Raw genomic sequence first — 13,318 nt, 5'->3', positions numbered from 1 at the left:
GGGGCCGGGAAGGGCGCGCGCTCAGGCGCCGACGCGGGCCCGCGCGGAGTCGGCCGGGTCCTTCCGGAACGCCCAGGCCATCGTCGGCTCCATCGCGAAGCGGAACATCCTGCGGACCGGCGGGGTGCACAGGGCCGTCACGATGCCCGCCGCGAGCAGGGTGACCGCGATCTCCCCGAGCGGCGAGTGCAGCCACTCGTAGTCGTCGAACCAGCCCCAGAACCGCGAGCCCTTGGCCAGGAAGCCGTGCAGCAGATAGCCGTACAGCGTCCCGGCGCCGAGCACCGTGAACCACGTCCGCCGGGTCGGCACCCAGGAGAAGAAGCAGGCCACCATCACGATCGAGCACCCGAAGAGCGCCAGCGTCATCACCGCGCCGATCCACCAGGTGGTGCCCAATTCCTGGGCGCTGTCCCGGTGGTAGAACCACGCCGAGCTCATCCGGGGCGCCGCCCAGTAGGCCATCACCAGCGCACTGGCGAAGACCGGCAGGGAGGCGATCCGCACGGCCCGCCGCTGCACCATCTTGAAGTGCTCCGGCCGCAGCGCCAGTCCCAGGACGAAGAAGGGGAGGAACTGCAGCACCCGCTGGAGATCCAGATCATCGCCGATGTCCGGGGACACGGACGCGAGGACGGCGATGGCCACCGAAAGCGGAATCGGCCAGCGCACGACCTTCCACAGCGGGGTGGTCAGCCGCCAGATGAACAGGGCCACCAGGAACCACGTCAGGAACCACGGGTCGAGGAGGCTGATGGGGTGCCCGGGATCGTCGTCCGCCCAGCGCTTGAAGAACGCATAGGCGGTCTCGAAGAGGACGTAGGGGACCGCGACCCCGGTGACCAGCCGCTGCAGCCTGTCCTTGCGCATGTCGAAACTGCGCGAGAAGTAGCCGGAGATGATGATGAAGGCCGGCATGTGGAAGGTGTAGACGGTCATGTAGAGCGCCTCGGCGGCACGGCTGCCGTCGGTCAGCGGTTCCCATGCGTGCCCCATCGCCACCAGCACGATGGCCAGGTACTTCGCGTTGTCGAAGAACGCGTTGCGGCCACCGCTCTTCGGCGCGGGTGCGGCCGCGCCCGCGGCGCCCTCCGTGTCGGACGGCCGCTCCGTGGGTTCCGGCCGGTCGGTGCCCTCCGCCGCCCGGGCAGGGGGAAGTTCGCGTCGGGGTGTCGGGGCAGCGGGAAACATTTGACGCACGATAGCGGCGGTCGGCGAATGCGTAAAACCGCGTGACAGTCATTCCTCTTTTTCTCCGGTTCCGCTGTGGACGGGCCCCGGATAAAATCCGCTATCGCCGACGAGGACCCGCCCCCTCGCTGTCCGTTTCGTGCCCTATCGTCCCCTCAAATCGCCCCGTATCCCCCGCAAACGACTCAGGGGGAATGTCCGATTCCTTAGTCTTATGTCCGAATGCTAATAAGCCTTGATGGCGCCCATCACGGCAGTGACGGATACCACGGATGAGAAATTCCCCGGGGCCGGAAAATGATCAGAATGCCGTCGGGGGAATGATCGGAGCGAATTGCCGGCGCCGTGTCAGGATTCCTGACGTCGCACCGGACGGGGAAACCGGCTCGGCGCAGGACGGGGAATTCGCCGGCCCGGCCCCCGCCGCGTCGGCCGCCGCACGAGGTCACCCCGCCGCCGGCCGTCCCCGCCTCATCCCCGTGCCACCCACGCGTCACCCTGGCGCCGCTCCACGGCCACCATCGGCTGGAATCGGGCAAAGCGTTGGCCGATGATTCGTCACCGGCCTGCAGTGGGCATGGAGTTGGTGGCACGATGGGTGCAGGGGGGTGTGCGCGGCATGCCCCCGGGCCGGCGAGGCGTTCCGACCAAGGGTGTGATCAGTGTGGCTCTTTCGCTGTCAGTGGTGCTGCTGTTGGGGATCATTCTGATCGTCCTCATCAGAGGGAAGTCGATCAAGGCAGGTCCGGCGTTCGTCGCCATACTGTTCGGCTTCTTCCTCGCCTCCACGGGCATGGCGCCGTCCATCAACCGGTTCCTCAACTCGATCGCGGACACCATCAACCACATCACCTTCTAGGCGATCGGCCTCCTGGTGCCCGCCGTCCCCCCGTGTCGGGCGCCCAAACGGGGTTCAGCCGTCCGAGGTCTCGCCGCTCCCGGCCCGCGCCACTGCCTCGCGTACGGCTTCCTCGCTCCGGCCCACCAGCGCCGACCCGTCGTCCGCGGTGATGATCGGCCGCTGGATCAGCCGGGGGTGTGCCGCCAGCGCCGCGATCCACCGCTCACGCGCGGCGTCGGTGCGCTCCCACTCCGCGAGGCCCAGCTCCTGGGCCTCGGCCTCCTGGGTCCGGGTGATGTCCCAGGGCTCCAGTCCCAGCCGCGCCAGCACGCCGCGCAGGTCGTCGGCGCTCGGCGGATCCTCCAGATATTTGCGCACGGTGTAGCGGGCGCCCTCTTCGTCGAGGATCTCCACGGCCGAACGGCACTTGGAGCACGCGGGATTGAGCCAGATCTCCATGCGGGTCACCCTATGGGGCCCGGGGCCGCGCGGCGAAGGGGTGCGCGGCCACCCGGCAGCCCGTTCCGGAAAGCGGAAAACCCCAGGCCATCGGCCCGGGGTTTCCTCGTGAGAGCGGGCGACGGGAATCGAACCCGCGTAGCTAGTTTGGAAGACTAGGGCTCTACCATTGAGCTACGCCCGCGAGCGCCGCAGGTCGCAGGACCTCGGCACGCAGTGCATCCTAGCGGGTCGCGGCGGTGCGCCGCACATCCCTTCCCGCGGACGGTGTCCACGACCCGTCCTCGCCCGCGCGAGCGCTCCAGGGGTATCCCGATAACTGGCAGCCGAGCCGCTTGCGGCCATGTACCCTACGTGTCGCACCGACGGGGTGTGGCGCAGCTTGGTAGCGCGTCCGCTTTGGGAGCGGAAGGTCGTCGGTTCGAATCCGGCCACCCCGACCAGCAGGTCAGCCCGACGGTACGGCGTCGGGCGGCACCTCGGCCCACCTTGGCAGCGCCGCAGGATCGGCGGCAGTTCAAGATCGCGTTGTGGGCGTCATCCTCCTTGCGGTTACTATGCAAGCTGCGTGCCCGTGTGTCTGTGTACCGGGCGTGATCGGTCGGGCCCGGATCAGCCGGGTACTGGCAGATCTCAAGCAGAACCCCAGAAGTCAGCCCCAAGGAGACCGAACCGTGAAGAGCGCCGTGGAGACCCTGAACCCGACTCGGGTTCGGCTCACTGTCGAGGTGCCCTTCGAGGAGCTCAAGCCCAGCCTCGACGCGGCGTACAAGAAGATCAACCAGCAGGTCACGGTGAAGGGCTTCCGCCAGGGCAAGATCCCGGCCCGCGTCATCGACCAGCGGTTCGGTCGCGGCGCCGTGCTCGAAGAGGCCGTCAACGACGCGCTCCCGAAGTTCTACACCGAAGCGGTCAACGAGGGTGAGCTGAACGTCCTCGGCCAGCCCGAGGTCGACATCACCGAGCTGAAGGACGGCGAGCTGCTGGCCTTCACCGCCGAGGTCGACATCCGCCCCGCCCTCGAGATCCCGGACTACTCCGGCATCGAGGTCGAGGTCGACGCCGTGGAGGTGTCGGAGGAGGACATCGACAAGTCCGTCGAGCAGCTGCGTGAGCGCTTCGCGACGACCAGCCCGGTCGAGCGTGCGGCCCAGGACGGCGACGTCCTGACGCTGAACCTCGAGGCCAAGGTGGACGGCGAGGTCCTGGAGGACGGTGTCGCCCAGGGCGTCACCTACACCGTCGGCTCCGGCGAGCTCCTCGACGGCATCGACGAGGCCGTCACCGGCGTGGAGGCCGGCAACAGCGCGACCTTCACCTCCGAGCTCAAGGGCGGTTCCGCCGAGGGCAAGGAGGCCGAGGTCACCGTCGAGGTCACCGAGGTCAAGTCCCGCGAACTGCCCGAGCTGGACGACGACTTCGCCCAGCTGGCGAGCGAGTTCGACACCTTCGAGGAGCTGCGCGCCGACAGCCGCAAGCGCCTCGAGCAGATGAAGAAGTACGACCAGGCCACCCAGGCTCAGGAGAAGGTCCTGGACGAGCTGCTCAAGCTCGTCGAGGTGCCGATGCCCGAGAAGCTGCTCGAGGACGAGATCCAGACTCGCAAGCACAACCTGGTCAACCACCAGCTCGGCCAGATGGGCCTCGACCTCGCGAAGTACCTGGAGATCCAGGGCAAGAGCGAGGAGGAGTTCGACGCCGAGACCAAGGAGCAGGCCGAGAAGGGCATCAAGACCCAGTTCATCCTCGACGAGCTGGTCAACAAGGAGAAGCTGAACGTCAGCCAGGAGGAGCTCACCGAGCACCTCATGCGCCGCGCGCAGTCCTCCGGCATGTCCCCCGACCAGTTCGCCCAGGCCGTCGTCGAGGGCGGCCAGGTGCCGATGCTCGTCGGTGAGGTCGCCCGCGGCAAGGCCCTCGCGGTCGTCGTCGAGGCCGCCACGGTCAAGGACAGCAACGGCGAGGTCATCGACCTCGACGACGAGGACGAGACCGCCGAGACCGTCGAGGCCACCGAGGCCGAGGCGGGCGCGGAGGAGCAGCCCGAGGCCTGAGCCCCGGCTGCCCCGCCCGGCTGGCAGTACCTCGACCACGGGCCCGAACACGCACGTCCGCGTGTTCGGGCCCGTGGTCGTACCGCCCCGTGAGCCTGCGCTCACAGCGAACAGTTATCGATGCGGGATGGCGTTGTCCGACCTGCGCGTTAGGGTCCGTAGATACGAGGGCAGGGGAGTCCCTGGAACCGCGCCGGGCCCACACACGGCGCCGCCTCCCCACGCCCCAGCAGACGACGCTGAGACGGCCTGGAGCCGTCCGACAACGAGCAGGTGGACACGTGACGATCCCGATGCCTTCCGCCGCCGCTGAGCCGACCTTCGGTGGCCTCGGCGACCAGGTCTACAACCGGCTGCTCGGCGAGCGGATCATCTTCCTCGGCCAGCCGGTCGACGACGACATCGCCAACAAGATCACCGCGCAGCTGCTTCTCCTCGCCGCGGACCCGGACAAGGACATCTTCCTCTACATCAACTCCCCGGGCGGCTCGATCTCGGCCGGGTTGGCGATCTACGACACCATGCAGTACATCAAGAACGACGTGGTGACGATCGCGATGGGCCTCGCCGCCTCCATGGGACAGTTCCTGCTGAGCGCCGGCACCCCGGGCAAGCGCTTCGCGCTGCCCAACGCCGAGATCCTCATCCACCAGCCCTCCGCGGGCCTGGCCGGCTCCGCGTCGGACATCAAGATCCACGCCGAGCGGCTGCTGCACACCAAGAAGCGGATGGCGGAGCTGACGGCCTTCCACACCGGTCAGACCGTCGAGCGGATCACCCAGGACTCGGACCGCGACCGCTGGTTCTCCGCCGATGAGGCCAAGGAGTACGGCCTGATCGACGATGTGATGACCTCCGCCGCCGGCGTTCCGGGCGGGGGCGGCACGGGGGCCTGAGCCCCGTACCACTCGCCCTACAGCCCCCACCCACTTGATCGCCACCAGGACGGTGAACACCACGATGAACAACTACCCCGGCAGCGGCCTCTCCCAGGGCGCGGAGTCCGAGTTTTCCGGCCCGCGCGCCGAGTCCCGCTACATCGTCCCGCGCTTCGTCGAGCGCACCTCGCAGGGCGTGCGCGAGTACGACCCGTACGCGAAGCTGTTCGAGGAGCGCGTGATCTTCCTCGGCGTGCAGATCGACGACGCGTCGGCCAACGACGTCATGGCGCAGCTGCTGTGCCTGGAGTCGATGGACCCGGACCGGGACATCTCGATCTACATCAACAGCCCGGGCGGCTCCTTCACGGCGCTCACGGCCATCTACGACACGATGCAGTTCGTGAAGCCGGACATCCAGACGGTCTGCATGGGCCAGGCGGCCTCCGCCGCGGCCGTGCTGCTCGCCGCCGGCACCCCCGGCAAGCGGATGGCGCTGCCGAACGCCCGTGTGCTGATCCACCAGCCCTACAGCGAGACCGGCCGCGGCCAGGTGTCCGACCTGGAGATCGCCGCCAACGAGATCCTGCGGATGCGTTCGCAGCTGGAGGACCTGCTGGCCAAGCACTCCTCCACGCCGGTCGAGAAGATCCGTGACGATATCGAGCGTGACAAGATCCTGACCGCCGAGGAGTCGCTGGCGTACGGTCTGGTCGACCAGATCGTCTCGACGCGCAAGTCGTCCGTCTCGATCGGCTGACGACCGTCGCGAAGTGAGCCGGAGCGTTGCCCCCTTGGACCGGATTCGGATCGAGTGAACCGAGTCGGTCCAAGGGGGGCCCGTACGGGGGGCCCGGCAAGGTACCGTCGATAGGCAAGCACCCGGGTCCGCGGAGCAATGCGGATCCCAGGCGAAGGGGAAGCACCTCGTGGCACGCATCGGTGACGGCGGCGACCTGCTCAAGTGCTCATTCTGCGGAAAGAGTCAGAAGCAGGTGAAGAAGCTCATCGCGGGACCTGGTGTGTACATCTGCGACGAGTGCATCGACCTCTGCAACGAAATCATCGAGGAGGAGCTCGCCGAGACCTCCGAGGTGCGGTGGGAGGAGCTCCCCAAACCGCGGGAGATCTACGAGTTCCTGAACGGCTATGTCGTCGGCCAGGACCCCGCCAAGAAGGCGCTCTCGGTGGCCGTCTACAACCACTACAAGCGGGTGCAGGCGGGCGAGAACGGCCCCGGCCGCGGCGAGGAGGGCATCGAGCTCGCCAAGTCCAACATCCTGCTGCTCGGCCCGACCGGCTCCGGCAAGACCCTGCTCGCGCAGACCCTCGCCCGGATGCTGAACGTGCCCTTCGCCTTCGCCGACGCCACGGCGCTGACGGAGGCCGGCTATGTCGGCGAGGACGTCGAGAACATCCTCCTCAAGCTGATCCAGGCCGCGGACTTCGACATCAAGAAGGCCGAGACCGGCATCATCTACATCGACGAGATCGACAAGGTCGCCCGGAAGAGCGAAAACCCGTCGATCACGCGCGATGTCTCCGGCGAGGGCGTCCAGCAGGCGCTGCTGAAGATCCTGGAGGGCACCACCGCCTCCGTCCCGCCGCAGGGCGGGCGCAAGCACCCCCACCAGGAATTCATCCAGATCGACACCACCAACGTCCTCTTCATCGTCGGCGGTGCCTTCGCCGGCCTGGAGAAGATCATCGAGGCCCGGTCCGGTGCCAAGGGCATCGGCTTCGGCGCCACGATCCGCTCCAAGCGGGAGATCGAGTCCAAGGACCAGCTCCAGGACGTCATGCCGGAGGACCTGGTGAAGTTCGGGATGATCCCGGAGTTCATCGGCCGCCTCCCCGTCCTCACCTCGGTCCACAACCTCGACCGCGAGGCCCTGCTGCAGATCCTGGTCGAGCCGCGCAACGCGCTCGTCAAGCAGTACAAGCGCCTCTTCGAACTCGACGGTGTCGAGCTGGACTTCGACCGCCCGGCCCTGGAGGCCATCGCCGACCAGGCCATCCTGCGCGGCACCGGCGCCCGCGGTCTGCGCGCCATCATGGAGGAGGTCCTCCAGGCGGTGATGTACGAGATCCCGTCCCGCAAGGACGTGGCCCGCGTCGTCATCACCGAGGACGTCGTCCACTCGAACGTGAACCCGACCCTGGTCCCGCGCAACCGCGGCGAGTCGGGCGAACCGCAGGAGAAGAGCGCGTAGGCGCCCGAGACGCGACACGAGAGCCGCCCGGCAGCCATGGCTGCCGGGCGGCTCTGTGTTGTTACAGGTGACCTGATGGCCCGGCGGTACCGAGCTGGCATGCCCTCTCGGCGATCACCGGCTTGACCTTGAGCGTGAGCAGGGAAGCCTGGCAGAAGGGGACGTTGTTGTTCGCATGATGAAGCCGCCCTCCCCTGTCATCTTGCATGCGGCACGGACCTTCGGCCCCACCTTGTAGCCGCCTTCGGCAATGAACGACGTGCACTGCTTGGTGGTGGCCTGGGCCGGCGCGGTCGCCACGATCGGAAGCGCACCTGCCGCCACCAGTACCCCAGTCGCTGCGGAAAGGCGACGTATCGCGTTGTGCATGAACAACCCCCCTCGTTGTAGATCTTTCGGTCGAGGTGAGGCTACGAACCGGTACGTCCTCTTCTCCGGCCTGCGCAAGGTTTTGGCCAAGGCTCTGCGGGGTGTGCGGTTCCGTCTCCGCAAGCAAAGGGCGCCCGACGAGACCACCTCATCGAACGCCTTGAAGCTTCACGACCGGACGGGACCGCTACTTCTCCTTGCGGACCTCGTTGCGGATCTTTGCGGTCTTCTCGGAGAGCTGCTCGGCGGTGGCGGCCTGGGCCGAGGGGGCGCTCGGTGAGGGGATCGCCTGGTTCAGCACCACGCCCACCGCGCTGGAATCACCCCAGATGCACACGCTCATCCCGCCGGATGCGGTGATGGTCCCGGCGGTGAAGGAGACCTTGTAGGCCTTGCACTTCATGACCTCGCCGTCGAAGCCGTCCGGCGAGTACGAGGTGACCGGTGTGACCGTCTCCACCTTGGCCTTGGACCCGCTCTCCTTCTGGCCTTCGTCGATCTTGGCGAACATCTTGTCCACCGCACCGCTGGGGTCCGCGATGTCGCCGTAGACGCCGCCGACCGTGAGCTGGTCCGTCTTGCTCTTCTGGTACTTCGCGTTGACGGAGGTGCCGTTGGTGATGCCCATCGCCTTGGCTTCCTTGTCGTCGGCGAGAGGCTTGGTGCCTCCGCCTCCGGGCTCGGCCGTCTTGGTGTACTCACCGTTGAGCAGGCTGTTCGGCATGACCATGGTGTAGGGCTTCACATCCCCGCCCGAGCCGAAGGCGAAGTACGCCCCCACGCCGATCGCCGCGACGACCGCGACCGCGCCGATGATGAGGCCGATCTTCTTGCCGTTGCCGCCGCTCTCCGGGGCGCCCTGGGGGATCGTGCCGTAGGGGGTCTGCTGTCCGCCGTAGGGAGCCTGCTGGCCGTAGCCGGGCTGGCCGCCCTGCTGCGGGTAGCCGTAGCCCTGCGCGGGAGCCTGCTGGGGGTAGCCGTAGCCCGGCTGCTGCCCCGGCACCTGGCCGCCCTGCTGCGGGTAGCCGTAGCCCGGCTGCGGGGCCGGCGGCTGCTGCGGCTGGCCGTACGGGCCGGGCTGCTGGGGCTGCTGGCCGTACGGGCCGGGAGGCGGCTGGTTGAAGCTCATGGAGCGGTTCCCCTCGTGACAACTGAAGCCAGTTGAGTTCTGCGTGATGTTTATACGCTCCCGACATCCTGTACGACGGCGCCGGCAGCCGTTGCCCCGGGGGCGAAACCGGTTCGAAGCTGCTACATCCGCGCCCGTACACTGTGCGTCGTGACCGAGAACACTCAGCAGAGCAACCACAGCGCCCCCGAACTGCCGACTCAGTACACGCCGGCCGATGTAGAGGGGCCGCTGTACGAGCGCTGGGTAGAGCGGGGTTACTTCGAGGCGGACGAGAAGAGCGACAAGCCCCCGTACACCGTCGTCATTCCGCCGCCGAACGTCACCGGCTCCCTGCACCTGGGGCACGCCTTCGAGCACACGCTCATCGACGCCCTCACCCGCCGCAAGCGCATGCAGGGCTACGAGACGCTCTGGCAGCCCGGCATGGACCACGCCGGTATCGCCACCCAGAACGTCGTCGAGCGGGAGCTCGCCAAGGAGGGCGTCTCCCGGCACGACCTGGGCCGTGAGGCGTTCGTCGAGCGGGTCTGGCAGTGGAAGAACGAGTCCGGCGGACAGATCTCCGGCCAGATGCGGCGCCTGGGCGACGGCGTCGCCTGGTCGCGTGAGCGCTTCACGATGGACGAGGGCCTGACCAAGGCCGTCCAGACGATCTTCAAGCGGCTCTACGACGACGAGTTGATCTACCGCGCCGAGCGCATCATCAACTGGTGCCCGCGCTGTCTGACCGCGATCTCGGACATCGAGGTCGAGTACCAGGACGACGACGGCGAGCTGGTCTCCATCCGGTACGGCGAGGGCGACACCTCCATCGTCGTGGCGACGACGCGGGCCGAGACGATGCTCGGCGACACCGCGGTCGCCGTCCACCCGGAGGACGAGCGCTACGCCCATCTCGTCGGCACCGAGATCGAGTTGCCGCTGACCGGCCGCCGGATCCCGGTCGTCGCCGACGAGCACGTCGACCCGGAGTTCGGCACCGGCGCGGTCAAGGTCACCCCGGCGCACGACCCCAACGACTTCGAGATCGGCCGTCGGCACGACCTGCCGAACCTCGCGGTGCTCGACGAGCGCGGCGTCATCACGGCGCACGGCCCCTTCCAGGGCCTGGACCGCTTCGAGGCCCGTTCCGCGATCGTCGGCGCGCTGCGCGCCGAGGGCCGGATCGTCGCCGAGAAGCGCCCGTACACGCACTCCGTCGGGCACTGCTCGCGCTGCAAGACCACCATCGAGCCGCGGCTGTCGATGCAGTGGTGGGTCAAGGTCGGCCCGCTGGCGAAGGCCGCGGGCGACGCGGTCCGTGACGGCAAGGTCGCGATCCACCCCAAGGAGATGGAGTCCCGCTACTTCGGCTGGGTCGACAACCTCCACGACTGGTGCATCTCGCGGCAGCTGTGGTGGGGCCACCGGATCCCCGTCTGGTACGGCCCGAACGGCGAGGTCGTCTGCGTCGGACCGGACGACGAGGCGCCCACCGGCGAGGGCTGGACCCAGGACACCGACGTCCTGGACACCTGGTTCTCCTCCGGGCTGTGGCCGTTCTCCACGCTCGGCTGGCCCGAGCAGACCCCGAGCGTCGAGAAGTTCTACCCGAACTCCGTCCTGGTCACCGGCTACGACATCCTCTTCTTCTGGGTCGCCCGGATGATGATGTTCGGGCTGTACGCGATGGACGGCACCCCGCCGTTCCACACCATCGCGCTGCACGGCATGGTCCGCGACCAGTTCGGCAAGAAGATGTCGAAGTCCTTCGGCAACGCGGTCAACCCGCTGGACTGGATGGACTCCTACGGTTCCGACGCCGTCCGGTTCACGCTGGCGCGGGGGGCCAACCCCGGCGTCGACGTCCCGATCGGCGAGGACTGGGTCCAGGGGTCCCGCAACTTCGCCAACAAGATCTGGAACGCCACCCGCTTCGCGCTGATGAACGGTGCGACGGTGGAGGGCGAACTCCCGCCCGCCGAGGAGCTGTCGGCGACCGACCGGTGGATCCTGTCCCGGCTGAACTCGGTCGTCGCCGAGGTCGACGCGTACTACGACGACTACCAGTTCGCGAAGCTGTCGGACACCCTCTTCCACTTCGCCTGGGACGAGGTCTTCGACTGGTACGTCGAGCTGTCCAAGACGACGTTCATGGCGGGCGGCCCGGCCGCCGAGGCCTCGCGCCGGGTGCTGGGCGAGGTCCTGGACGTCACGCTGCGGCTGCTGCACCCGATCGTCCCGTTCGTCACCGAGACCCTGTGGACGACGCTGACCGGCGGTGAGTCGGTCGTGATCGCCGACTGGCCGAAGGCCGTGGCCGTCGCAGGGGCCGACGCCCCGGGCGGCTTCCGGGACGCGGCGGCGGAGCGGGAGATCGAGACCGTCCAGCAGGTCGTGACCGAGGTCCGCCGCTTCCGCTCCGACCAGGGGCTGCAGCCGGGCCAGAAGGTCCCGGCGCGACTGGAGCTGTCCGGTACGGCGCTGGCCGCGCACGAGGCCGCGATGCGCTCGCTGCTGCGGCTGCAGCCGGCCGGTGACGATTTCAGCGCCACCGCCTCGCTGCCGGTCGCGGGCGCGACCGTCGCACTGGACCTGTCCGGTGCCATCGACGTCGAGGCCGAGCGCAAGCGGCTGACGAAGGACCTGGGCGCCGCCGAGAAGGAGAAGGCGCAGGCCACCGCCAAGCTCGGCAACGAGGCGTTCCTCGCCAAGGCGCCGGAGAAGGTCGTGGACAAGATCCGCGGCCGGCTGGAGGCCGCGGAGGCGGACATCGTCCGGATCACCGCGCAGCTGGCGGCCCTGCCCAAGGGGTAGGCGCCGGGCCCGGCCCGGGAGCCGGGCCGGGCCCGGGACCGTCATGTGCAGGCCCCTCGTCCGTACGGGCGGGGGGCCTGCGCCGTCCCGGCCCCCGCCGCCCCCGCTCGCGCACCGGCCAGAGCAGGACGTACGCCGTCGAGACGGCCACGAACGCCAGGCGGATCAGGCCCCGGGCGGCGTCGTCGGGGACGGCGAAGACACTGCCGTAGAGGGTGAGCAGCGCCAGCCAGCTCCACCAGGGGACCAGGCGGCGCTGGCCGATGACGTCCCACAGCAGGGTGCCGAGCAGCACCGACGCGGTGTAGTACGTGTAGACGCTGGGGTCGAGGACGATGCGGGCGTTGGCGCCGAGCAGCACCACCGCCGCCCAGCGGCCCCGCAGGACGGCGATCGATCCCAGTGCCAGGCCGAGGGCGGCCTGGGCGGGGCGGTCCCAGGCGGGCGTCTCGGGGTCGCCGACACCCAGCCAGCGCAGTGCGGACGCCGGATGGTTGGGGATGGCGAACTTCGCCGCGGCGAAGGACTGCGGGTCGCCGAGGAAGAACGGCAGCCAGGCGACCGCGACCAGACCCGCGCACCACGCTCCGGCCCGCAGCCACTCCCTTCGCGGCAGCGCGAGCAGCAGGGGGAGGAAGGCCAGCGCGGTGGGCTTGGAGTCCATCGCCAGGGCCAGGCAGGCGCCGGTGAGGGCGGCGTTGCCGCGGGTGAGGGCGCGTACCGCGAGGGCGGTGAAGAACAGCGCGAGGACATCGTCGAGATGCCCGAAGCGGACCCCCACCTCGATCCACATGGGGATGAAGGCGAGCCCGGCGACCAGGACGCGCTGCCGCAGCCGCTGGTGGTTGGTGCCGGTGCCCAGGAAGTAGTGGGCGGCGCTGCGGCCCGCCAGCACCACGATGACCAGGCCGAGCAGCGACATCAGGGCCGCCGCCAGGAACTGCCCGGTGGCCTCGGGGAACGGGTTGAACAGGCCGGCGGTCAGAAAGCTGAGCGGGCCCATCTGGAGCTCGGGGTGGTGCGCGTAGAGGTTCAGTCCGCCGGAGCCGTCGCCGGCCTCGCCCTGGTAGATCAGTTCGCCGCCGGTGCGCAGGTAGTGCCAGGAGAAGCCGCCGTGGGGTTCGACGACGACGAACCACAGCACCGTCCAGGCGGTGAGCAGTATCAAATGCATCCGCTGACTGATTGCCGGCACCCGTCCTCAGCTCCTGCCTTCCCGTGCGCTGCCGCGTGGTGATCACCGGAGGGCGTCGACAGCCCGCCGTCGAAGAGGGCGAAAGACGGCAGAAAGTTGTCCCGGACGGGGATCCGGGCGTTCTCATGGGCCTCTCATGAAGCCGAGGCACCGTGGACCGGAATGCCGTAGTTGCGGCACCACCGCACGC

General features: G+C 68.7%; 10 protein-coding genes and 2 tRNA genes. 7 read left to right on the top strand and 5 right to left on the bottom strand.

The genetic code is table 11. The features are described from left to right. Nucleotides 1-21 precede the first annotated feature (21 nt). Nucleotides 22-1,191, bottom strand: a complete 1,170-nt coding sequence (locus Scani_RS29805; RefSeq protein WP_159480874.1) for an acyltransferase family protein — start codon at nt 1,189-1,191, stop codon at nt 22-24. A gap of 664 nt (nt 1,192-1,855) precedes the next feature. Here Scani_RS29805 and Scani_RS29800 point away from each other — a divergent pair. Then, nucleotides 1,856-2,050: a hypothetical protein gene (locus Scani_RS29800; protein WP_030082107.1), complete on the top strand. Its 195-nt coding sequence runs from the start codon at nt 1,856-1,858 to the stop codon at nt 2,048-2,050. Between the two features lie 54 nt (nt 2,051-2,104). On the opposite strand, the gene Scani_RS29795 is transcribed toward Scani_RS29800, so the two are convergent. Next, the gene (locus Scani_RS29795) at nt 2,105-2,491 is read right to left on the bottom strand and encodes an arsenate reductase family protein (RefSeq protein WP_159480873.1); all 387 of its coding nucleotides are present in this window, start codon (nt 2,489-2,491) and stop codon (nt 2,105-2,107) included. A 113-nt stretch (nt 2,492-2,604) separates the two neighbouring features. Continuing rightward, nucleotides 2,605-2,675, bottom strand: a tRNA-Gly gene (locus Scani_RS29790). 182 nt (nt 2,676-2,857) lie between these two features. Here Scani_RS29790 and Scani_RS29785 point away from each other — a divergent pair. The 5 genes from Scani_RS29785 (at nt 2,858) to clpX (ending at nt 7,636) form a co-directional block, all read left to right on the top strand. After that, nucleotides 2,858-2,934: transfer RNA gene (locus tag Scani_RS29785), tRNA-Pro, on the top strand. Between the two features lie 231 nt (nt 2,935-3,165). Beyond that, nucleotides 3,166-4,545: a trigger factor gene (tig, locus tag Scani_RS29780; RefSeq protein WP_159480872.1), complete on the top strand. Its 1,380-nt coding sequence runs from the start codon at nt 3,166-3,168 to the stop codon at nt 4,543-4,545. A gap of 293 nt (nt 4,546-4,838) precedes the next feature. Next, nucleotides 4,839-5,441 carry an ATP-dependent Clp protease proteolytic subunit gene (locus Scani_RS29775; protein ID WP_030283915.1) on the top strand — a complete coding sequence of 201 codons (603 nt, stop codon included), beginning with the start codon at nt 4,839-4,841 and terminating at the stop codon, nt 5,439-5,441. 64 nt (nt 5,442-5,505) lie between these two features. Continuing rightward, nucleotides 5,506-6,183, top strand: coding sequence for an ATP-dependent Clp protease proteolytic subunit (locus Scani_RS29770; RefSeq protein ID WP_088802049.1), 678 nt, complete (start codon nt 5,506-5,508; stop codon nt 6,181-6,183). Between the two features lie 169 nt (nt 6,184-6,352). Further along, nucleotides 6,353-7,636: an ATP-dependent Clp protease ATP-binding subunit ClpX gene (gene clpX, locus Scani_RS29765; RefSeq protein ID WP_159480871.1), complete on the top strand. Its 1,284-nt coding sequence runs from the start codon at nt 6,353-6,355 to the stop codon at nt 7,634-7,636. A 556-nt stretch (nt 7,637-8,192) separates the two neighbouring features. On the opposite strand, the gene Scani_RS29760 is transcribed toward clpX, so the two are convergent. Then, the gene (locus Scani_RS29760) at nt 8,193-9,134 is read right to left on the bottom strand and encodes a hypothetical protein (RefSeq protein WP_159480870.1); all 942 of its coding nucleotides are present in this window, start codon (nt 9,132-9,134) and stop codon (nt 8,193-8,195) included. A 150-nt stretch (nt 9,135-9,284) separates the two neighbouring features. Here Scani_RS29760 and Scani_RS29755 point away from each other — a divergent pair, with 150 nt between their 5' ends. Further along, nucleotides 9,285-11,933 carry a valine--tRNA ligase gene (locus Scani_RS29755; RefSeq protein ID WP_159480869.1) on the top strand — a complete coding sequence of 883 codons (2,649 nt, stop codon included), beginning with the start codon at nt 9,285-9,287 and terminating at the stop codon, nt 11,931-11,933. On the opposite strand, the gene Scani_RS29750 is transcribed toward Scani_RS29755, so the two are convergent. After that, nucleotides 11,899-13,107 carry a hypothetical protein gene (locus Scani_RS29750; protein WP_159480868.1) on the bottom strand — a complete coding sequence of 403 codons (1,209 nt, stop codon included), beginning with the start codon at nt 13,105-13,107 and terminating at the stop codon, nt 11,899-11,901. The two genes, Scani_RS29755 and Scani_RS29750, sit on opposite strands and share 35 nt — an antisense overlap. Between the last annotated feature and the right edge of the window lie 211 nt (nt 13,108-13,318).

This window comes from Streptomyces caniferus (genome assembly GCF_009811555.1).
GTDB classification, from domain to species: Bacteria; Actinomycetota; Actinomycetes; order Streptomycetales; family Streptomycetaceae; genus Streptomyces; species Streptomyces caniferus.
Note: the sequence above shows the minus strand (reverse complement) of the source record. Positions and strands in the feature narration are given on the sequence as shown.